The following is a 20,200-nucleotide window of genomic DNA, read 5'->3' on the forward strand; positions in this document are numbered from 1 at the left end:
ATGGCTCGGTGTGTACGACCCCTCGCAGCTCCGCACGTTCCTCGCGGTCGCCCAGACGCTGAGTTTCACGCAGGCCGCCCGGCGCCTCGGCCTGCGGCAGTCCACGGTGAGCCAGCACGTGCGCCGCCTGGAGGACGCCACGGGCCGGCAGCTGTTCACCCGCGACACCCACTCCGTGGAGCTGACGGAGGACGGCGACGCGATGCTCGTCTTCGCGCGCCGCATCCTCACGGCGCACGAGCAGGCGGCGGCGTTCTTCGCCGGGACGCGGCTCGGCGGGCGGCTGCGGTTCGGGGCGTCGGAGGACTTCGTCCTGACGCGGCTCACCGACATCCTGGAGACCTTCCGGCACGACCACCCCGACGTGGACCTGGAGCTGACCGTCGAGCTGTCCGGCACGCTCCACGAGCGGCTCGCCGCGGGCAAGCTCGACCTCGTGCTCGCCAAGCGACGCCCGGAGGACCCGCGCGGGGAGCTGGTCTGGCAGGACGACCTGGTGTGGATCGGCTCCGAGCGGCTGCGCCTCGACCCCGAGCGCCCGGTCCCGCTGATCGTCTACCCGCCGCCCGGCATCACCCGCGCCCTCGCCTTCGAGGCGCTGGAGCGGCGCGGCCGCGCGTGGCGCGTGGCCTGTACGAGCGGCAGCCTGAACGGCCTGGTGGCGGCGGCCCGCGCGGGCCTCGGCGTCATGGCGCACTCACGGGGCCTGATCCCGCCGGGCCTGGCCCAGGTCCCCGACCGGGCGGGCCTGCCGGAGCTGGGCCGGGTCGACTTCGTGCTGCTGCACGGCGAACGCCGCGCGGACGCGCAGGACGCCGCCGACGCGCTGGCGGCGTCGATCCTGGCGGGCGGCGACCGACTGCACAGGACCCGCCGCTGACCGGGCACCCGGCAGGGGTCGGCCCAGCGGCCCGGAAAGGCGGGCCGCGGCGTGAGCCGTGGCCGGCCGGCACAGATTCGCCGGGGGCCGTGGCCCCCGCGTACAGATTCGGTGGAGATTGCGGATCCGAAACTTACTCCAGCGTAAGTAGTTCTGTCCCGCCCTTCCCCTTGTCACCCCATTTTCCGGGGCTGACCTGTGCCGATGGTCCATACCGGACGCCCGGCTGCCCCCTCCCGGAGGCGCGCGCCGTGGGGTACGGTCACGGCGCTGTGCGGAGCGCCACAAGGAGCATCATTGCGCGAGTTCTCGAATCCTCCGATGGCATCGGCGCCGCTGGTGGGCGGCCTCGCCGACGCCGTGTTCGACCACGCCGTCGAGGACCCGCTGCGCATCGCCTTCGGCCGCAAGGCCGACGGGCGGTGGGCCGACGTCACCTCGGGCGCGTTCCGCGACGAGGTGCTGGCCCTCGCCAAGGGCCTGATCGCGCAGGGCGTCCGGTTCGGCGACCGCGTGGCCATCATGTCCCGCACCCGCTACGAGTGGACGCTCTTCGACTTCGCGCTCTGGGCCATCGGCGCCCAGGTGGTGCCGGTCTATCCGACGTCCTCCGCCGAACAGGTCCTCTGGATGCTGCACGACGCGCAGGTCACGGCCGCGATGGTGGAGCACGAGGACCACGCGATGACGGTCGGCTCGGTCATCGACCGGCTGCCGCGGCTGCGCAGGCTCTGGCAGCTCGACGTCGACGCCGTCGGCGAGCTGAACGCGGCCGGCCGTGACATCGACGACGAGGTGGTGCACCGCCACCGCCGCGCCGTCACACCGGACTCCATCGCCACGATCATCTACACCTCGGGCACCACGGGCCGCCCCAAGGGCTGTCTGATCTCCCACGGGAACTTCATGTTCGAGGCGGACACGATGGTCGGCCGATGGGAGCCGGTCTTCCACTCCAAGCGGGGCGACGAGGCGACCACGCTGCTCTTCCTGCCCCTGGCGCACGTCTTCGGCCGCATGGTGCAGATCGCGGCGGTGCGCGGCCGGGTCAGGATGGGCCACCAGCCGAACCTCAACGCGGCGGCGCTCCTGCCCGACCTCGCGGCGTTCCGGCCCTCGTTCATCCTGGCCGTGCCGTACATCTTCGAGAAGGTCTTCAACGCGGCGCGGCGCAAGGCGGAGCGGGACGGCAAGGCGGGCGCGTTCGACAAGGCCGTCGAGTGCGCCGTGCGGTACGCCGACGCGATGGAGGCCAGGGCCTTCGGCACGGGCCCCGGGCCCTCGGCCGCGCTGCGCGTGCAGCACCAGCTCTTCGACAAGCTCGTCTACTCCAAGGTGCGCGAGGCGATGGGCGGCCGGGTGCGGCACGCGATGTCGGGCGGCTCGGGCATGGACCGCAGGCTCGGCCTGTTCTTCGCGGGCGCGGGCGTGACGATCTACGAGGGCTACGGGCTCACCGAGTCATCGGCGGCGGCGACCGCCAACCCGCCCGAGCGCACCCGGTACGGCACGGTGGGCCAGGCCATCCCGGGCACCACCGTGCGCATCGCGGACGACGGCGAGGTCTGGCTGCACGGCGGCAACATCTTCCAGGGCTACCACAACGACCCCAGGTCCACCGGCGCGAGCCTGCGCGACGGCTGGCTCGCCACCGGTGACCTGGGCGCGCTCGACGAGGACGGCTACCTCACGATCACCGGGCGCAAGAAGGAGATCCTGGTGACGTCCGGCGGCAAGAGCGTCTCGCCGGCCCGGCTGGAGGAGCGGGTGCGCGACCACCCGCTGGTCGCTCAGTGCATCCTCGTGGGCAACGACCGCCCGTACATCGCCGCGCTCGTCACGCTGGACGCGGAGGCCGTGGAGCACTGGATGGCCATGCGCCGCAAGCCGATGCTGCCGCCCGGCGAGCTGGTGCGCGACCCGGACCTGGAGACCGAGGTGCGCCGGGCCGTGGTCGCCGCCAACACCCTCGTCTCCCAGGCCGAGTCGATCAGGACGTTCCGGATACTGGCGCACCAGTTCAGCGAGGAGCACGGACTGCTCACACCGTCCCTGAAGCTGAAGCGCAAGGCGATCGAGACGGCGTACGAGGCCGAGGTCGAGGCGCTGTACAACACCTAGGCCGGGCCTCCCGCCGCCGGGGTGCCGCGTCCGGCGGCTCAGCCGACGACGAACGGCAGCCGTCCGGCCGTCTCCCCGAGGGCCGCCGTCTCCGCCTCGGTCGGCGGGCGGCGCCCGGTGCCCACGAGCAGCGCGTCGGTGTCCGAGAGCGCGCCGGGGAACCGGACGCCCGCGATCCGCTCCAGCAGGGCGCGCGCCGCCGCGAGGCTCTCGGCGGACGGCCCGGCGACCGCGGGCAGGTGCGCGATCAGGTCCACGTGGTGCAGGGTCCACTCCAGGACGTACGCGGAGAGGTAGTCGCCGACGGTCAGGACCTGGTCCTTGGTGCTCACGCGGGCCGCCGGGTCGGCGAGAGCGGCGGCCCGCCCCGCGGCCGCACCGACGTCGTCGAGGTGGAACTTCAGCAGCCACGGCTCGCCGTAGGCGGCGGCGAGGCGCGGCGTCAGGGCGTCGAGCGGGTCGTCGCCGGTCGGCGGCTCGACCAGCTCCCAGTAGGTGGCCGCGTCCGCGGTCGGCTCGGAGCCGGCGGGCGTGACCAGGGTGATCAGGACGTCCTGGGCGTCGATGACCAGGTGGCACGCCAGGTCGCGGACGAGCCATCCGGCACATCCCGAAGGCCGTGCGAAGTCCTCGTCGGGCAGCTCGGCGACCGCGGTGCGCAGCGCCGTCCAGGAGTGTGAGAAGAGATCCACCCGGGCACGGTATGCCGCACAGGACCGATGGACAACCGATCGGGGCGCGTCATCCGGGCGCGTCCCGTGGAAGAAAGTGGAAGGTGTGCCCCCGCTCAGGAATGCGGCATCGCCACTGATCGTTGACCATGGAAGTACCACCCGACGAACCCAACGAAGGATCGAGAGCTCGTGAGCAAGGTCCCCCCGATCATCCTGAACGACGGCGTCGAGATGCCCCAGCTCGGTTTCGGCGTCTGGCAGGTGCCGGACGACGAGGCCGAGACGGCGGTCACGACGGCCCTGGAGGCCGGGTACCGCAGCATCGACACCGCGGCCATCTACGAGAACGAGAGGGGCACGGGCAAGGCCATCGCCGCCTCCGGCGTGGCCCGTGAGGAACTGTTCGTCACCACGAAGCTCTGGAACAGCGACCAGGGCTACGACGCGACGCTCCGCGCCTTCGACAGCTCCCTGGAGAAGCTCGGCCTGGAGTACGTGGACCTGTACCTGATCCACTGGCCCCTGCCGTCCAAGGGCCTCGCGATCGACACGTACAAGGCGTTCGAGAAGATCCGGGCCGACGGCCGCGCCAAGTCCATCGGCGTCTCGAACTTCCTGCCCGAGCACCTGGAGAAGCTGATCTCCGAGACGTCGGTCGTCCCCGCCGTCAACCAGATCGAACTCCACCCGCACCTGCAGCAGCGCGCCTCCCGCGAGTTCCACGCCGAGCAGGGCATCGCCACCGAGGCGTGGTCGCCGCTCGGCCAGGGCAAGGGCCTCCTGGAAGTACCCGCGATCGTCGCGATCGCCCAGAAGCACGGGCGCACGCCCGCCCAGGTCGTGCTGCGCTGGCACATCCAGCTCGGCAACGTGGTGATCCCCAAGTCCGTGACCCCGTCCCGGATCAAGGAGAACATCGACGTCTTCGGTTTCGAGCTCGACCCCGAGGACATGGCGGCGATCTCCGCCCTGAACGAGGACCGCAGGCTGGGTCCGGACCCGGCCACGTTCGACGTGGCGTAGGCCCCGCCCTCGCCTTGTGGCGTCCTCACCCTTCCGTGAGGGTCCCGGCCCGGTGGTTTCAGGGGTTGCGCTCCTGCCGCCGGGCCGCTTCCGTGCGGTCGGCGACGGCCGCGGCCTCGTCGTCGCCGGGCGGCGGCGTCCGCCGGGTCCAGCTGAGCCGGACCGTCAGGTGGCCCTCCGCCGCCGTCCTGGCGATGACCGCCCCCGCCGCCGCGCTCAGCTTGACGCCGAATTCGAGTTCGATGGCGTCGGGGTCGAGGGACCGTTCGCGGAAGGTGCGCAGGGCGGACATCGCGGCTCCGCGTACGTTGTGCAGGGCCGATTCGAAGCGGCCCTCGACGTCGTGGATCTCGTCGTGCTCGCCGCGCCGCGACACCGACCTGACGCCGGGGTCCCCGGAGTCCACCTCGACCACGACGGGCCCCTCGTCGGACTCCCAGCGCATCAGCTCGGTCACGTGGCGGTCCTCCCTCGCCGGGCCGCCGGGGCCCTCGCGGCCTCCGGCGCTCCCCTCGACGTTACGTCAACGGGGCCCGTATGAGCGGTGGTTGACGCGGTCAGCCGCTCTTGACCGCCACATGAGCGGTCTGGGCCGTCAGCAGGAAGAGGTCGGAGCGGTGGTGCAGGCTCCGCGGGTCGTCCTCGTCCAGGAGGCGGTCGACGGTGGCGAGGTCGTCGGCGTCGAGGCGGTCCTCGTGCATCTCGCGGCGGCGCGTGAACTCCTGCACCACATGGGCGCGGGCCTTCTCGGAGACCGGGGCCGGCAGGTCGAGGAGAAAGCTGCGCGTGGCGACGTGGCGCAGGCCCGCGGCGGTCAGGAGCGCGGGCCAGTCCTCCGCGGCGTCCTGTGAGCCCGGCAGGCCGGAGCGCATCTCGGCGAACCACTTCTCGTCCGACGCCTCCAGGCGGGACAGCAGCCCCGGGCGGCCGAAGCCGATGTCGCGGGGCAGGTAGCGGGCGCTCAGGCCGCCCTCCAGGAGCGCGATCACCCCGCCGGGCGCCAGGCGCCCGGCGAGGGCCTTGAGCGCCGCGCCCTGGTCGCCGACGTGGTGCAGGGACTTGCAGAGCCACAGGAGGTCGGCGGTCGGCACGTCGTCGATGGCGTCGGGCAGGGCCGCGCGCACCGTGCCGAAGCGGTCGGTGAGGCCTTCGCGGGCGGCGCGTTCACGGGCCCGTTCCAGGAGGGGTTCCTCGGGGTCGGCGGCGACGATCCGCGCCTTCGGGAACGCCTCGGCCAGCAGGAAGGAGATGGCGCCGGGTCCGCTGCCGACGTCCACCACCACGCCGGGCTCCGGCGCCCAGCGGCGCAGCCAGCCGGCGGTCTCGCCGTACATCGGCGCGGCGATCTCGGCGTAGCGCTCCAGCATCTCGCCCATCGCCGCCCAGTCCATGTCACCGCCGTGGCCGTGGCCGTGCCCGTGTCCGTGGCCGTGGCCGTGGCCGTGGCCGTGGCCGTGGCCGTGGCCGTGCGGGCGTCCCTCGCCGTCGCCCCGACCGATTCCGTGCCCCTGCCCGTGCCCGTGGGAGTGCCCCATGTGCCTGCCGCCTCTCGGTTCCGCCGTGTTCGTGGATGGACGGCTCCAGCCTGCGACTCATTCCCGGTTTCCGACAACTCACCTTGCCGTTCCGGCAAACTGGCCGCCCCGAAAGGGCCACTTCCCCTACGGGCACGCCCTTCTCATCCCCCGCCCCCGCGGGCCCGCTTGCGGAACGCCCGCAGCGCGAACCACGGGTCGGGGCGCGCCACGTCCTGGTCCGGCAGCCTCGCGAGCGCCGCCGCGAACCGCTCGGCCAGCGGCCCGTCCGGCGGCACCTGGGTGAACCATCCCCGGCGCAGGTCGTCCACCGTGGAGCGCGGCGAGCGCCCCTGACCGTGGCCGGGGAAGCCCGCGCGGCCCGCCGGGGCCATGCCGTGCTCCGCCGCGTACGCCTCGACGGCCTCGGCGCGGTCGACCGCGGGCCGCACGGGGCGGGGCGCGAGCACGAGGTCGATGTCGCTGCCGACGTCGTGCGAGGCGGACTTGTCGACGGTGGTGACGTACATCCCGCCGGGCCGCAGCACGCGTGCGCACTCGGCGACGATCGAGGCCGCCTCCCCGGGGCCCGGCAGCAGATGCAGCAGCCACACCGTGCAGACCGCGTCGAACGAGGCGTCGGGGAAGGGCAGGCGCCGGCTGTCGCCGATGACCACGGCGCCCGGCAGCCGGGCCGCCGCCCTCTGCGCCATGCGGTGGGCCCGGTCCACGCCGGTCACCCGCAGCCCGGGGCGCTCCGCGAGCCGCCGGGTGACCAGGCCGGTGCCGCAGGCCACGTCGAGGAGGGTGCGGGCGTCGCCGGGCAGCAGGCCGAGGACGGCGCTCGCGGCGGCCGCCGCGCGGGGCTCACCGCCGCGTGAGGCGTCGTACCGGTCGGCTTCCTTGCTGTAGTCGAGCACGGCGGACGCCTACTCGGCCCCGTGGAGGGGGGCCAACTCCTCCACCCTGCGGGCGAGTTCGAAGTCCCTCTCCGTGACGACGCCGCCCGCGCCGTGGGTGTGCACGCTGAGGCTCACGGTGTCGTACCCGAGCGTCGTCTCGGCGTGGTGGTCCAGTTCGTCCTGGGTCCGCGCGATGTGGACGACCAGGGCGGCCGCCGCGAAGTGCGAGGCCAGACGGTACGAACGGGTGATCCTGTCGTCGTCGAGCGCCCAGCCGGGGAGTTCGGCGAGGCGGTCCTCGATCTCCTTGAGCGAGAGCGGTTCGGAGGTCATGGGCCCTGCTCCTTCCGCGGGGAAGTCCGCGAGATGTCCGGCGAGGTCGTCCCACCTTGCCACAACCGGCTTCGACTACCGTCTACGTATGACAACCGCCGCGCCCGCCAAGGGGAACACCAAAGGCAAGGCCAAGGCCGACCAGCACACCAAGGGGAACGCCACCGGAGTGGGGCCGCTGCTGCGCGGCTGGCGCGAGCGGCGCCGCGTCAGCCAGCTGGAGCTGGCCCTGCGCGCGGACTCCTCCGCACGGCACATCAGCTTCATCGAGACGGGCCGGGCGCGGCCGAGCGAGGAGCTGGTCCTGCGCCTGGCCGACCACCTCGACGTGCCGGTGCGCGACCGCAACTCCCTGCTGCTCGCCGCCGGTTACGCGCCCCGCTTCCGGGAGACCCCGCTGGAGGACCCCGCGATGGGGACGCTGCGCGAGGGCCTGGACCAGCTCCTGACGGGGTACGAGCCGTATCCCGCCCTGGTCGTCGACGCGGCGTACGACGTCATCGCGGCCAACCGCGGCGTCGCCATGCTCATGGAGGGCATCCCCGACGACCTCGCCAGTCCCGCGAACGCGATGCGGCTCACGCTGCACCCGCGGGGCCTCGCCCCCCGTATCCGCAACCTGCGGGAGTGGCGGGGCCATCTGCTGCACCAGATGGAGCGGCAGATCGCGCTCCAGCGCTCCGACGCCCTGCGCGCGGTGTACGAGGAGGTGGCCGCGTACCCGGTGGCGGACCCCGGGGTGGACGCCTTCGACGCGGGGACGGACGTGCCGTACTTCGCGCTGCCGCTGCGGATCGAGCACGACGGGCACGTGCTGTCCTTCATCTCGTCCATCTCGACGTTCAACACCCCGATGGACGTGACGGTCGCGGAACTGGCCATCGAGACCCTGCTCCCGGCCGACCCGGCGACGACGAAGTACCTCCAGACGCGCATGACCTAGCGGACCGGGGCCTCGGGGGCTCCCGGTCCGCCGGGTGGTGCGAGGCGGGCGGCTCAGGCGCCCTGCGACCGCTGCGCGCGCAGCGCCATGTACTGCAGGGCGGCGAAGCCGCCGACCGTCAGGGCCTGGAGCGGGATCCAGACCGTGCCCGCCGTGGTCGGCGAGAGCCAGACGGCGAGGGCGACGACGCTGAGCACCGCCCAGACGGTGTTGGCCTCGATCACCGCCCGCACCCCGAACGTCGGCGGGCTCTTGCGGGCGGCGAGGTAGCCGACGCCCGCGCCGAAGACGGCGAGGAAGACGCCGATCCCGAGCAGCAGCCCCGAGTCGACGCCGAGGAAGCGCCCGAGGGGTCCTGACGCGGCGGCGTAGGCGACACCGTTGCCGGCGGTCACGACCGCGTCGAGGGCGAGGAAGCGGCGCAGCATGGTGGTCGGGTCGGTGGTGCGGGCGAGGCCGGCGAGCGGGTACGTCGTTGCGGACATGGGGTGTGCCTCCAAGCGGCGGCGCTCCACGCGGCGGGAGCGGGCGGTCGTGGGTCCCGGGGCCGGTCCGGAGTGCGCCGGACCGGACCCGGTGAGACCACTGTGGCGGCCCGGCGCCGACCGGTCGATTACGTGTGAGGTAATGCCGCGGGCCCTGTCCCGGCCGCGCCCCCGCCCGCAACCCGTACGGCCCCCGCGGAGAGGTGCCCGCGCCCGGCCGCCCCTAGGTTCGGGACAAGGCAACCCAGGGAGCCCCACGGTGACAGAGACGACCGAACCCGCCGCCGCCCTGCTGCGGGCCGGCAGGTTCTTCCGGCGCGGCGACGCCGCCCCCGACCTGCACAGCGTGCGGCTGACCGGCGGCCGGGACGCGGACGTCTTCTACCGTGACCGGTGGAGCCACGACAAGGTCGTCAACTCCACGCACGGCGTGAACTGCACGGGCTCCTGCCGCTGGAAGGTGTACGTCAAGGACGGCATCATCACCTGGGAGACGCAGGCCACGGACTACCCGAGCGTCGGCCCCGACCGCCCCGAGTACGAGCCGCGCGGCTGCCCCCGGGGCGCCGCGTTCTCCTGGTACACCTACTCCCCCACCCGCGTCCGCTACCCGTATCTGCGCGGCGTGCTCCTGGAGATGTACCGCGAGGCGAAGGCGCGCCTGAAGGACCCGGTGCTGGCCTGGGCGGACATCCAGGGCGACCCGGAGCGCCGCCGCCGGTACCAGCGGGCGCGCGGCAAGGGCGGCCTGGTGCGGGCGACCTGGGACGAGGCCGTCGAGATCATCGCGGCGGCGCACGTGCACACGATCAAGACGTACGGGCCCGACCGCGTCGCCGGGTTCTCGCCCATCCCCGCGATGTCGATGGTGTCGCACGCCGCGGGGGCCCGTTTCATGGGGCTGATCGGCGCGCCGATGCTGTCCTTCTACGACTGGTACGCCGATCTGCCCGTCGCCTCGCCGCAGGTCTTCGGCGACCAGACCGACGTGCCGGAGTCGGGTGACTGGTGGGACGCCGCGTATCTGATGATGTGGGGCTCCAACGTGCCGGTGACGCGGACGCCGGACGCGCACTGGATGGCGGAGGCGCGCTACCGCGGGCAGAAGGTCGTGGTCGTGGCGCCCGACTACGCGGACAACGCGAAGTTCGCCGACGAGTGGCTGCACCCGCATCCCGGCACGGACGGGGCGCTCGCCATCGCGATGGGGCACGTCGTCCTGAAGGAGTTCTTCGTCGACCGCACCACGGAGTTCTTCACGGACTACGTGCGCAGATTCACGGACCTGCCCTTCCTGGTCACGCTGACCGAGCGCGACGGCGTCCACGTCCCCGCGAAGTTCCTGCGGGCCACCGACCTCGGCGAGGCGGGCGAGGGCGGTGACTGGAAGACGGCGGTGCTCGACGGGACGACCGGGCTGCCCGCGGTCCCCAACGGCTCGCTGGGCTTCCGCTGGACCGAGTCCGGCAAGGGCAGGTGGAACCTGGACCTCGGCGACATCGAGCCGCTCCTGACCCTCCAGGGCTCCGCCGTGGCCGCGGGCGTCGAGGTCGCGCTGCCCCGCTTCGACACCGAGGGCGGCCCGCACGGGCAGGGCCGCGGCGAGGTGGTGCGCAGGGGCGTGCCCGCGACCCGGCTCGGCGGACAGGACGGGCCGCTGGTCACCACGGTCTTCGACCTGCTGCTCGCGCAGTACGGGGTGGCGCGCGAGGGGCTGCCGGGTGAGTGGCCCGCCTCGTACGAGGACGCCTCGCAGCCCGGCACGCCCGCCTGGCAGGAGGGCCTGACCTCGGTGCCCGCGGGGAAGTGCGTGAAGATCGCCCGCGAGTTCGCGGCGACGGCGGAGAAGTCGCGCGGGCGCTGCATGATCCTGATGGGCGCCGGCACCAACCACTGGTTCCACTCCGAGACGATCTACCGCGCCTTCCTCGCCCTGCTCCAGCTCACCGGCTGCCAGGGCCGCAACGGCGGCGGCTGGGCGCACTACGTGGGCCAGGAGAAGTGCCGTCCCGTCACCGGCTGGGCGACGCTGGCCGGCGGCATCGACTGGAGCAGGCCGCCCCGGCAGATGATCGGCACGGCCTACTGGTTCCTCAACACCGACCAATGGCGTTACGACAGGTTCGCCGCGGACGTGCTCGCCTCGCCGCTGGGCGAGGGCCGCTTCGCGGGGATGACGGGGGCCGACTGCCTGGCCCTGTCGGCGCGCTCCGGGTGGATGCCCTCGTACCCGACGTTCGACCGCAACCCCCTCGACCTCGCCTCGTCCTCCGACGACCCCGTGGCGGACGCCGTCGAGGAGCTGAAGGCGGGCACGCTCAGGTTCGCCTGCGAGGACCCGGACGCCCCCGAGAACTGGCCGCGCGTCCTGACCCTGTGGCGCGCCAACCTCCTCGGCTCGTCCGCCAAGGGCGCCGAGTACTTCACCAAGCACCTGCTCGGCACGCACTCCGCGCTGCGCGCCGAGGAGGCCGCGCCCGGCGAGCGGCCCTCCACGGTGACCTGGCGCGAGGAGGCGCCCGAGGGGAAGCTGGACCTGCTGGTGTCGCTGGACTTCCGGCAGACGTCCTCCACGCTCCTGTCCGACGTGGTGCTCCCGGCGGCGACCTGGTACGAGAAGCACGACCTGTCCACCACCGACATGCACCCCTACGTGCACTCCTTCACCCCGGCCGTGGACCCGCCGTGGCAGGCGCGCACGGACTTCGACGCCTTCCGCGCCCTCGCGGACCGCCTCAGCGAGCTGGCGGTGGACCACCTGGGCGTGCGCAAGGACCTCGTGGCCACCGCGCTCCAGCACGACACCCCGGGCGAGACCGCGCAGCCCGGCGGGGTCGTCCTCGACTGGCGCAAGGGCGAGTGCGAGCCGGTGCCGGGCAGGACCCTGCCCAACCTGGCGGTCGTGGAGCGCGACTACACCGCGATCGGCGCGAAGTTCGCCGCGCTCGGCCCGCTGGTGGAGCGGCTCGGGCTGCCGGCCAAGGGCATCGCGCTCCACCCCGACCGGGAGGTCGAGGAGCTGCGGCAGCGCAACGGCGTCGTGCGCGGCGGCCCCGCCGACGGCCGCCCCGCCCTGGACACCGCCGTGAAGGCGGCCAACACGATCCTCGCCCTGTCGGGGACGACCAACGGACGCCTGGCGACGCAGGGCTTCCACACGCTGGAGGCCCGCACCGGGCAGGAGATGGCGCACCTCGCCGCCGAGCACGAGGGCAAGCGCGTCACGTACGCCGACACGCAGGCGGCGCCGGTGCCGGTGATCACCTCGCCGGAGTGGTCGGGCAGTGAGTCGGGCGGGCGGCGCTACACGGCGTTCACGCTCAACACCGAGCACCTCAAGCCCTGGCACACCCTCACCGGGCGCCAGCACTTCTTCATCGACCACGACTGGATGCACGAGCTGGGCGAGGCGCTGCCGGTCTACCGGCCGCCTCTGGACATGAACCGCCTCTTCGGGGAGCCACGGCTCGGGCCCGACGGCGAGCGGGAGGTGACGGTCCGCTACCTCACCCCGCACAACAAGTGGTCGATCCACTCCGAGTACCAGGACAACCTGTTCATGCTGTCGCTCTCGCGCGGCGGGCAGTCCATCTGGATGGCGCCGCAGGACGCGGAGGCGATCGGGGTGAGGGACAACGACTGGATCGAGGCGGTCAACCGCAACGGCGTCGTGGTGGCGCGGGCGATCGTCTCGCACCGCATGCCGGCCGGGACGGTCTACATGCACCACGCCCAGGAGCGCACGGTGAACGTCCCCAAGGCGGAGACGACCGGCAAGCGCGGCGGCATCCACAACTCCCTGACCCGGCTGATCCTCAAGCCGTCCCATCTCATCGGCGGCTACGCGCAGTTGTCCTGGGCGTTCAACTACCTCGGCCCGACGGGCAACCAGCGCGACGAGGTCACGGTCATCCGCCGCAGGTCGCAGAAGGTGGAGTACTGAGATGGCCCGAGCCGGGAGCGGCCGACGACGCGTCATGGCCCAGATCGCGATGGTGATGAACCTCGACAAGTGCATCGGCTGCCACACCTGTTCGGTCACCTGCAAGCAGGCGTGGACCAACCGCGACGGCATGGAGTACGTCTGGTTCAACAATGTCGAGACCCGCCCGGGGCAGGGCTATCCGCGCCGCTACGAGGACCAGGAGAAGTGGCGCGGCGGCTGGGAGCTGAACAAGCGCGGCGCCCTGAAGCTCAAGAACGGCGGCCGGATCAAATCGCTCCTGGAGATCTTCTCCAACCCCGAGCTGCCCGAGATCAAGGACTACTACGAGCCCTGGACGTACGAGTACAGGAACCTCACCGACGCACCGCTCGGTGACGACTACCCGGTGGCCGAGCCGCGCTCGCTGATCTCCGGCAAGCCGATGAAGATCGAGTGGTCGTCGAACTGGGACGACAACCTCGGCGGCGCCACCGAGCACGGCCACCTCGACCCCATGGTCGCCAAGGTCCGCAGCCAGGCCGCCGACAAGGTGAAGTTCGCCTTCGAGCAGACCTTCATGTTCTATCTGCCGCGCATCTGCGAGCACTGCCTCAACCCCTCGTGCGTGGCGTCCTGCCCGTCAGGGGCGATGTACAAGCGTGAGGAGGACGGCATCGTCCTCGTCGACCAGGACCACTGCCGGGGCTGGCGCAAGTGCGTGACGGGCTGCCCGTACAAGAAGGTCTACTTCAACCACCGCAGCGGCAAGGCCGAGAAGTGCACGATGTGCTACCCGCGCGTCGAGGTGGGTCTGCCCACCGTCTGCTCGGAGACCTGTGTGGGACGCCTGCGCTATCTCGGCGTGATCCTGTACGACCCCGACCAGGTGACGGCGGCGGCCTCCGAGCCCGACGACACGAAGCTGTACGAGGCGCAGCTCGGCGTCTTCCTCGACCCTGCCGACCCCGGGGTACGCGAGGACGCCGAACGGTCCGGCATCTCGTACGACTGGATCGAGGCGGCGCGCCGCTCCCCCGTGCACGCGCTGATCAGCCGGTACAAGGTGGCGCTCCCGCTGCACCCGGAGTACCGCACCCTGCCGATGGTCTGGTACGTCCCGCCGCTCTCACCGGTGGTGGACGCCCTCAACGAGACGGGGCACGACGGCGAGGACGCGTCGAACCTCTTCGGGGCGATCGACACCCTGCGCATCCCCCTCGAATACCTCGCGGAGATCTTCACCGCGGGGGACGTCGGCCCGGTCCGCGCCTCGCTGGAGAAGCTGGCGGCGATGCGGGCGCACATGCGGGCCATCAACCTCGGTGACGCGCCCGACGGGTCGGTGGCGGAGTCGGTGGGGATGACGGGGCCGGAGATCGAGGAGATGTACCGGCTGCTCGCCATCGCCAAGTACGAGGAGCGGTACGTCATCCCGACCGCCGCCGTCGCGGACGCCCGGCGCCTGGAGGAGTCGGCCGTGCCCGACACGTGCAGCCTCGACCACCAGGACGGTCCCGGGATGGGCGGCGACGGCCCGTTCGGCCAGGACTCCGGCGGCAGGAAGCGGCTGCCCCTCGTCACCGTCGAGAACTTCCACGTGCTGCGGAAGCGGCAGACCGCCGACGAGCAGCCGAGCGCCGCCGAGAAGGCGAACGCGGCGCCGGAGGAGGACCGGTGACCGGCCGTGACGCCGTGCTGCACCAGGCCGCCGGGCTCTGCCTCGCCTACCCCGACGCGGAGTTCCACGAGCGGCTGCCCCTGATCGAGGCCGCCGCTCCCCCGGAGCTGGCCGGCTTCCTCGCGTACGCCACCACGACCGAGCCCCGCGAGCTGGCGGCGCACTACGTGCAGGTCTTCGACTTCAAGAACCGGCACAGCCTGTACTTGAGCTGGTGGCGGGAGGGCGACACCCGGCGGCGCGGCATGGCCCTGGTCCGCTTCAAGGAGGCCTATCGGGCGCACGGCCTGGAGTTCACCGGCGAGGAACTGCCGGACTACCTCCCCGCGGTCCTTGAGTTCTCCGCGCTGGCGGGCCCAGAGCTGCTCCTGGAGCACCGCGGCGGCCTGGAACTGCTGCGCCTTGCGCTGCACGAGGCGCGGACGCCGTACGCCGACGTCCTGGAGGCGGTGTGCGCGAGCCTGCCGGGGCCCTCGCCCAGGGACCGCGCCGAGGCGCTCGCGCTCGCCAGGTCGGGGCCGCCGCGCGAGACCGTCGGCCTCGAACCCTTCGCACTCATCGGGGAGCACTGATGAAGACCCTGCTGTGGGGCGCCCTGCCGTACATCGCCTTCGTGCTGCTCGTCGCGGGCACCGTCTGGCGCTACCGCTACGACAAGTTCGGCTGGACGACCCGCTCCTCGCAGGTCTACGAGTCCAAGCTCCTGAACATCGCCTCGCCGATGTTCCACTACGGCATCCTGTTCGTCCTCGTCGGCCACCTCGTCGGCCTGTTCCTGCCCATGTCGTGGACGGAAGGGTTCGGCGTCGACGAGCACACCTACCACCTGTTCTCGCTGTACGGGGGCACGGCGGCCGGCGTCCTGCTCGTCCTCGGCATCCTGCTGCTGCTCTACCGGCGGCGGACCAACACGCCCGTCTTCCGCGCGACGACCGCCAACGACAAGCTGATGTACCTCGTGCTGTTCGCGGCGATCGTGCTCGGCATGGTCGCCAAGCTCACCCACACCTCGGGCGACGGCTACAACTACCGCGAGTCCATCGGCCCCTGGGCCCGCAGCCTGTTCACGCTGCGGCCCGACATCGACCGGATGACGGGCGTGCCGCTGCTGTACGAGATCCACGCGGTGGTGGGCATGGTGCTGTTCGCGCTGATCCCCTTCACCCGGCTCGTGCACATGTTCAGCGCGCCCGTGCAGTACCTGTTCCGGCCGTACGTGGTGTACCGGAGCAAGGACCCGAGCCGGGTGGGTGCGCGGCCTGAGCGGCGCGGCTGGGAGCGGACGGGGTCCTAGGCCCCCTTCGGGCCCTCCTCGTCCACGATCTCGGCGTCCACCACGCCCTCCTCGGCGGAGGAACCGGGGGCCGAGCCGGGGGGCGGCGGCTGTTCCTGGGACGTGCTTCCCGCGTTCGCGTAGAGCGCCTGGCCCAGCTTCTGGCTGACCGTCGCGAGTTTCTCGGCGCCGGCGCGCAGGGCCGCCGTGTCGTCCGCGTTGTCCTTGAGGGTGTCCTTCAGCTCGGCCGCCGCGGTCTCCACCTCGGTCCTCGTCTCCGCCGGGACGTTCGCCAGGTTCGCGGCGTTGTCCTTGAGGAACCGCTCCGTCTGGTACAGGAGCTGCTCGGCCTGGTTGCGGGCCTCGGCGGCCTCGCGCCGCCTGCGGTCCTCCTCCGCGTGCTCCTCGGCCTCGCGGACCATGCGGTTGATGTCGTCCTTGGGCAACGCGGAGCCGCCGGTCACCGTCATGCGCTGCTCGCGCCCGGTGGCCTCGTCCTTGGCCGAGACGTGCATGATGCCGTTGGCGTCGATGTCGAAGGTGACCTCGATCTTGGGGACGCCGCGCGGGGCGGGCGGCAGCCCCGTCAGGTCGAAGACGCCGAGCTTCTTGTTGTACGCGGCGATCTCCCGCTCGCCCTGGAAGACCTGGATGCCGACCGAGGGCTGGTTGTCCTCGGCGGTGGAGAAGGTCTCCGAACGCCGGGTGGGGATGGTGGTGTTGCGCTCGATGAGCTTGGTCATGATGCCGCCCTTGGTCTCGATGCCGAGGGAGAGCGGCGTCACGTCGAGGAGCAGCACGTCCTTCACGTCGCCCCGGATCACCCCGGCCTGGAGGGCCGCGCCGAGCGCCACGACCTCGTCGGGGTTGACGCCCTTGTGGGGGTCCTTGCCGGTGAGTTCCCTGACCAGTTCCGTGACGGCGGGCATCCGCGTCGAGCCGCCCACCAGGATGACGTGGTCGACGCGGGAGAGCTCGACCCCGGCGTCGGCGACCGCCTGGTGGAAGGGGACCTTGCAGCGTTCGAGGAGGTCCGCCGTCAGCTCCTGGAAGCGGGCGCGGGTCAGTTTCTCCGCGAGGTGCAGCGGGCCGTCCGCCGATGCGGTGATGTAGGGGAGGTTGATGTCCGTCTCGCTGGACGAGGAGAGCTCGATCTTGGCCTTCTCGGCGCCCTCGCGCAGGCGCTGGAGCGCCATCTTGTCCTTGCCGAGGTCGACGCCGTGCGCGTTCTTGAACTGCCGCACCAGGTGCTCGACGATCCGCTGGTCCCAGTCGTCGCCGCCGAGCTGCGTGTCGCCGTTGGTGGCCTTCACCTCGATGACGCCCTCGCCCATCTCCAGGAGCGACACGTCGAAGGTGCCGCCGCCGAGGTCGAAGACGAGGACGGTCTGGTCGTCGCCCTTGTCCAGGCCGTAGGCGAGGGCCGCCGCCGTGGGTTCGTTGATGATGCGCAGGACGTTCAGGCCCGCGATCTCGCCGGCCTCCTTGGTGGCCTGGCGCTGGGTGTCGTCGAAGTAGGCGGGGACGGTGACCACCGCGTCGGTGACGTCCTCGCCGAGGTAGGACTCGGCGTCGCGCTTGAGCTTCTGCAGGACGCGCGCGGAGAGTTCCTGGGCGGTGTAGCGGGTGCCGTCCACGGAACCGCTCTCCGGGAAGCGCCAGCCGCCGTCGCCCATGTGGCGTTTGACGGATCGCGCGGTGCGCTCGACGTTCGTCACCGCCTGCCGTTTGGCGACCTCGCCCACCAGGACGTCGCCGCTCTTGGCGAAGGCGACGACCGAGGGTGTGGTGCGCGCGCCCTCGGCGTTGGCGACGACGGTGGGCTCACCTCCCTCCAGCACGGCCACCACTGAGTTCGTCGTCCCGAGGTCGATCCCGACCGCACGTGCCATGGTCCAGTCCCTTCCGCCGCGAGCCCATGTCCCCCGTGTCCAGGTCTACTCCGTACTCCATCACAAAACTTGAGCGGCATCTTGTCAATGCCCTGACGGGACAAGCCCGGACGCGACGATGCCGCGTCAGGCGAGCTTGGCGGAGAGCGTGATGGTCGTGCCCGACAGCGCCTGGCTCACCGGGCAGTTGGCCTTGGCGTCCTCGGCGGCGGCGGTGAAGGCCTGCTCGTCGAGACCCGGCACCTCAGCCTCGACCGTGAGGTGGATGCCGGTGATGCCGGTGCCCGGCTGGAAGGTGACGTCGGCGGAGGTGGTCAGCCGGGTGGGCGGGGTGCCCGCGCCCGTCAGGCCGTGCGAGAGCGCCATGGAGAAGCAGCTCGAATGGGCGGCGGCGATCAGCTCCTCGGGGCTGGTCTTGCCGTTCGCCTGCTCGGCGCGTGACGGCCAGGACACCGCCTGCTGACCGATGCCGGACGAGTCGAAAGTGACGGTGCCCGAGCCCTCCGTCAGAGAGCCTTCCCAGACCGTGTGCGCGGAGCGCGTGGTTGCCACGATGCAGTTCCCTTCGGTGCGGTTCCGTGATCGGAAGTTCCGTGCCCCCCATCCGATCACACTCGGGATGAAAACGGGCCGCGCGGGGGCACAGCGGCGCCTCCCGGGTGTTCGAGCGGAGCGCGCCTGCCCGCCCGGGCGGGACGAACATGTTGTGCGCACCGCCGCGCCAGAGGGGCGCCCGAGGTGCGGGAACGGCCCCGGACGGGGCTCCGACGGCTGGAACGGCGGCTGGGCGGGGCAGGTCCGCGGAGGCACGTGCGGGCCACCGCACGTGCCGGACAACTGGTGCGCGCGGCGCTGGCACTCCGGCCGCCGGGCTCCCCCCTCGGGCGTCTCGTCGGCTCCCCCCCCGGCCGCGCTGCGAGAGGTGCGGGCCGAGCGGCAGGGCATCAGTGGGTCACGTTCGCCGAGGCCGACCACCGCACGACCCGGCGGATCCCTGCCGGGTCCTGCGGTTCAGGCGGCGCGCTCGGCGAACTCCGGGACCAAGGGCGGCTTGGAGACCCGCCGCCGGGTGGTCGCCCTGGCCTGCGCGGTCACGGTCAGCCCTTGGCCTCGGTGGCGGCCCGCTGCCTGCGGGCCGCCATCACCGCGTAGACGAGCACGCCCACGAAGAGGAACAGCACGCCCTGGTAGACGGCCGCGTACCCGGAGCCGCCCACCAGCCACATCGAGAAGGCGAACGCGACACCGGCGAGGACCCCGTCCCGCACCAGGCGGGCGCGGTCGACGCGCTCGCGCTGCCCGGAGACGAGGAAGTGGATCTGCGCGGCGGTGGCCAGGAGGTAGGGCACGGTCGCCGTGAACGTGGTGATCAGGACCAGGGACTCGAAGACGCCGCCGGAACCGGCCGTGTAGTTGTAGACGGTCAGCAGCGAGGCGAGGACGACGGTCACGAGGACGCCGACGGTCGGCACGCCCCGCTTCTTCTTCCCGAAGGCTCCGGGGAAGAGGCCGTCCTTGGCCGCCGCGTACGGCGTCTGGGCGCTCAGCAGCGTCCAGCCGTTGAGCGCGCCGACCATGGAGACCAGCGCGGCGCAGGCCACGGCGGTGCCGCCCCAGGAGCCGCCGAACATGACGTCGACCGCGTCGGAGAAGGGCGCGGTGGAGCCCACCAGCTTGTCGTGGGCGACGGTCCCGAAGACGGCGAGGGTGCCCAGGAGGTAGACGAGGGCGGCGCCGAGGGTGCCGAGGATGGTGGCGCGCCCGACGTTGCGCCGCGGATCGCGCACCTCGCCGGCGCTGACGGCTGCCGACTCCACGCCGAGGTAGGAGAAGAGCAGGATGGCGGCTGCCGCCGAGACCGCGCCGACCGGGCCGTCGCCGCTCGCCCGGAACGGGCCGAGGTTGCCGCTGTCGAAGAAGAACAGCCCGCCGACCGCGACGAGCAGCAGCGGCAGGAACTTCAGGACGGTGGCGACGAGCTGGACCGCGCCGACGTACCGGGTGCCGGCGAAGTTGGCCGCGGCGGGCAGCAGTTGCAGCACCAGCGCGGCGAGGCAGGCGGACCACCGGTGGTCGTTGACCGGCATGAGGACGTCGAGGTAGCCGACCGCGGCCACGGCGAGGGCGGCGTTGGAGACCCAGGTGGTGATCCAGTACGACCATGCGGCGAGGAACCCGGCGAAGTCGCCGAAGGCCTCGCGCGCGTAGACGTAGGGGCCGCCGGTGCGCGGGTCGCGCTCGGCGAGCCGCCCGAAGACGAGGGCCAGGGCGATGGCCCCGATGGTCAGGACGCCGAAGGCGACGAGGCTGATGGTGCCGAAGGGGGCGACGGAGGCGGGGAGCAGGAAGATGCCGCCACCGATGATGTTGCCCATCACGAGGCAGGTGGCGATGGGGAGACCGAAGCGGCGGGCGTGCTTGCTCGGTGCCGCTTCCTGTGCTCCGCCTGCCGGACCCGGCTGCCGCGGCGGGGTTCCGGTGTCGTGCATGGGGTGGTGCGCCTCTCGTCGTGCCGGGTGCCCGGGATCGCCGGGCGCAAGACATGGTCGGGCACGGC

17 protein-coding genes are annotated in these 20,200 nt (G+C 72.3%); 8 read left to right on the forward strand and 9 right to left on the reverse strand.

What is annotated here, in order from left to right; all coding sequences use genetic code 11:
• The first annotated feature begins 10 nt into the window (after positions 1-10).
• Both DCW30_RS23895 and DCW30_RS23900 read left to right on the forward strand, forming a co-directional pair.
• Positions 11-880 carry a LysR substrate-binding domain-containing protein gene (locus DCW30_RS23895; protein ID WP_076683379.1) on the forward strand — a complete coding sequence of 290 codons (870 nt, stop codon included), beginning with the start codon at positions 11-13 and terminating at the stop codon, positions 878-880.
• Between the two features lie 321 nt (positions 881-1,201).
• Positions 1,202-3,001, forward strand: a complete 1,800-nt coding sequence (locus DCW30_RS23900) for an AMP-dependent synthetase/ligase (protein ID WP_076683380.1) — start codon at positions 1,202-1,204, stop codon at positions 2,999-3,001.
• A 38-nt stretch (positions 3,002-3,039) separates the two neighbouring features.
• On the opposite strand, the gene DCW30_RS23905 is transcribed toward DCW30_RS23900, so the two are convergent.
• Positions 3,040-3,693 carry a maleylpyruvate isomerase N-terminal domain-containing protein gene (locus DCW30_RS23905; protein WP_076683382.1) on the reverse strand — a complete coding sequence of 218 codons (654 nt, stop codon included), beginning with the start codon at positions 3,691-3,693 and terminating at the stop codon, positions 3,040-3,042.
• Positions 3,694-3,906: 213 nt separating this feature from the next.
• On the opposite strand from DCW30_RS23905, the gene DCW30_RS23910 reads away from it, so the two are divergent.
• Positions 3,907-4,698 carry an aldo/keto reductase gene (locus DCW30_RS23910; RefSeq protein WP_076688631.1) on the forward strand — a complete coding sequence of 264 codons (792 nt, stop codon included), beginning with the start codon at positions 3,907-3,909 and terminating at the stop codon, positions 4,696-4,698.
• Between the two features lie 58 nt (positions 4,699-4,756).
• Here the strand turns inward: DCW30_RS23910 and DCW30_RS23915 are convergent, their stop codons facing one another.
• The 4 genes from DCW30_RS23915 to DCW30_RS23930 form a co-directional block, all read right to left on the reverse strand.
• Positions 4,757-5,155, reverse strand: a complete 399-nt coding sequence (locus DCW30_RS23915) for a CU044_2847 family protein (protein WP_232626926.1) — start codon at positions 5,153-5,155, stop codon at positions 4,757-4,759.
• 100 nt (positions 5,156-5,255) lie between these two features.
• Positions 5,256-6,233 carry a class I SAM-dependent methyltransferase gene (locus DCW30_RS23920; RefSeq protein WP_119271202.1) on the reverse strand — a complete coding sequence of 326 codons (978 nt, stop codon included), beginning with the start codon at positions 6,231-6,233 and terminating at the stop codon, positions 5,256-5,258.
• Between the two features lie 143 nt (positions 6,234-6,376).
• The gene (locus tag DCW30_RS23925) at positions 6,377-7,132 is read right to left on the reverse strand and encodes a class I SAM-dependent methyltransferase (RefSeq protein WP_076683384.1); all 756 of its coding nucleotides are present in this window, start codon (positions 7,130-7,132) and stop codon (positions 6,377-6,379) included.
• A gap of 9 nt (positions 7,133-7,141) precedes the next feature.
• Positions 7,142-7,447: a 4a-hydroxytetrahydrobiopterin dehydratase gene (locus DCW30_RS23930; protein ID WP_076683386.1), complete on the reverse strand. Its 306-nt coding sequence runs from the start codon at positions 7,445-7,447 to the stop codon at positions 7,142-7,144.
• An 88-nt stretch (positions 7,448-7,535) separates the two neighbouring features.
• Between DCW30_RS23930 and DCW30_RS23935 the strand changes: the two genes are divergently transcribed.
• Positions 7,536-8,390 carry a helix-turn-helix domain-containing protein gene (locus tag DCW30_RS23935; protein ID WP_079249913.1) on the forward strand — a complete coding sequence of 285 codons (855 nt, stop codon included), beginning with the start codon at positions 7,536-7,538 and terminating at the stop codon, positions 8,388-8,390.
• A 53-nt stretch (positions 8,391-8,443) separates the two neighbouring features.
• On the opposite strand, the gene DCW30_RS23940 is transcribed toward DCW30_RS23935, so the two are convergent.
• The gene (locus DCW30_RS23940) at positions 8,444-8,875 is read right to left on the reverse strand and encodes a hypothetical protein (protein ID WP_062777593.1); all 432 of its coding nucleotides are present in this window, start codon (positions 8,873-8,875) and stop codon (positions 8,444-8,446) included.
• A 259-nt stretch (positions 8,876-9,134) separates the two neighbouring features.
• On the opposite strand from DCW30_RS23940, the gene DCW30_RS23945 reads away from it, so the two are divergent.
• The 4 genes from DCW30_RS23945 to narI are packed head-to-tail and all read left to right on the forward strand — an operon-like array spanning position 9,135 to position 15,772.
• Complete coding sequence (locus tag DCW30_RS23945) at positions 9,135-12,818, forward strand: nitrate reductase subunit alpha (protein WP_076683388.1); 3,684 nt, start codon at positions 9,135-9,137, stop codon at positions 12,816-12,818.
• A 1-nt stretch (position 12,819) separates the two neighbouring features.
• Positions 12,820-14,478, forward strand: a complete 1,659-nt coding sequence (gene narH, locus DCW30_RS23950; RefSeq protein ID WP_076683390.1) for a nitrate reductase subunit beta — start codon at positions 12,820-12,822, stop codon at positions 14,476-14,478.
• Positions 14,475-15,050, forward strand: a complete 576-nt coding sequence (narJ, locus tag DCW30_RS23955; RefSeq protein WP_076683391.1) for a nitrate reductase molybdenum cofactor assembly chaperone — start codon at positions 14,475-14,477, stop codon at positions 15,048-15,050. Before narH ends, narJ begins: the two co-directional genes overlap by 4 nt.
• Complete coding sequence (narI, locus tag DCW30_RS23960) at positions 15,050-15,772, forward strand: respiratory nitrate reductase subunit gamma (RefSeq protein WP_076683393.1); 723 nt, start codon at positions 15,050-15,052, stop codon at positions 15,770-15,772. Before narJ ends, narI begins: the two co-directional genes overlap by 1 nt.
• Here narI and dnaK read toward each other — a convergent pair.
• The 3 genes from dnaK to DCW30_RS23975 form a co-directional block, all read right to left on the reverse strand.
• Positions 15,769-17,643, reverse strand: a complete 1,875-nt coding sequence (dnaK, locus tag DCW30_RS23965) for a molecular chaperone DnaK (RefSeq protein WP_076683395.1) — start codon at positions 17,641-17,643, stop codon at positions 15,769-15,771. The two genes, narI and dnaK, sit on opposite strands and share 4 nt — an antisense overlap.
• 126 nt (positions 17,644-17,769) lie before the next feature.
• Positions 17,770-18,195: an OsmC family protein gene (locus DCW30_RS23970; protein ID WP_062777605.1), complete on the reverse strand. Its 426-nt coding sequence runs from the start codon at positions 18,193-18,195 to the stop codon at positions 17,770-17,772.
• Positions 18,196-18,740: 545 nt separating this feature from the next.
• Positions 18,741-20,132: an amino acid permease gene (locus DCW30_RS23975; protein ID WP_076683397.1), complete on the reverse strand. Its 1,392-nt coding sequence runs from the start codon at positions 20,130-20,132 to the stop codon at positions 18,741-18,743.
• Positions 20,133-20,200 lie beyond the last annotated feature (68 nt).

Source organism: Streptomyces alfalfae (assembly GCF_004127445.1).
Taxonomy (GTDB): Bacteria; Actinomycetota; Actinomycetes; order Streptomycetales; family Streptomycetaceae; genus Streptomyces; species Streptomyces alfalfae.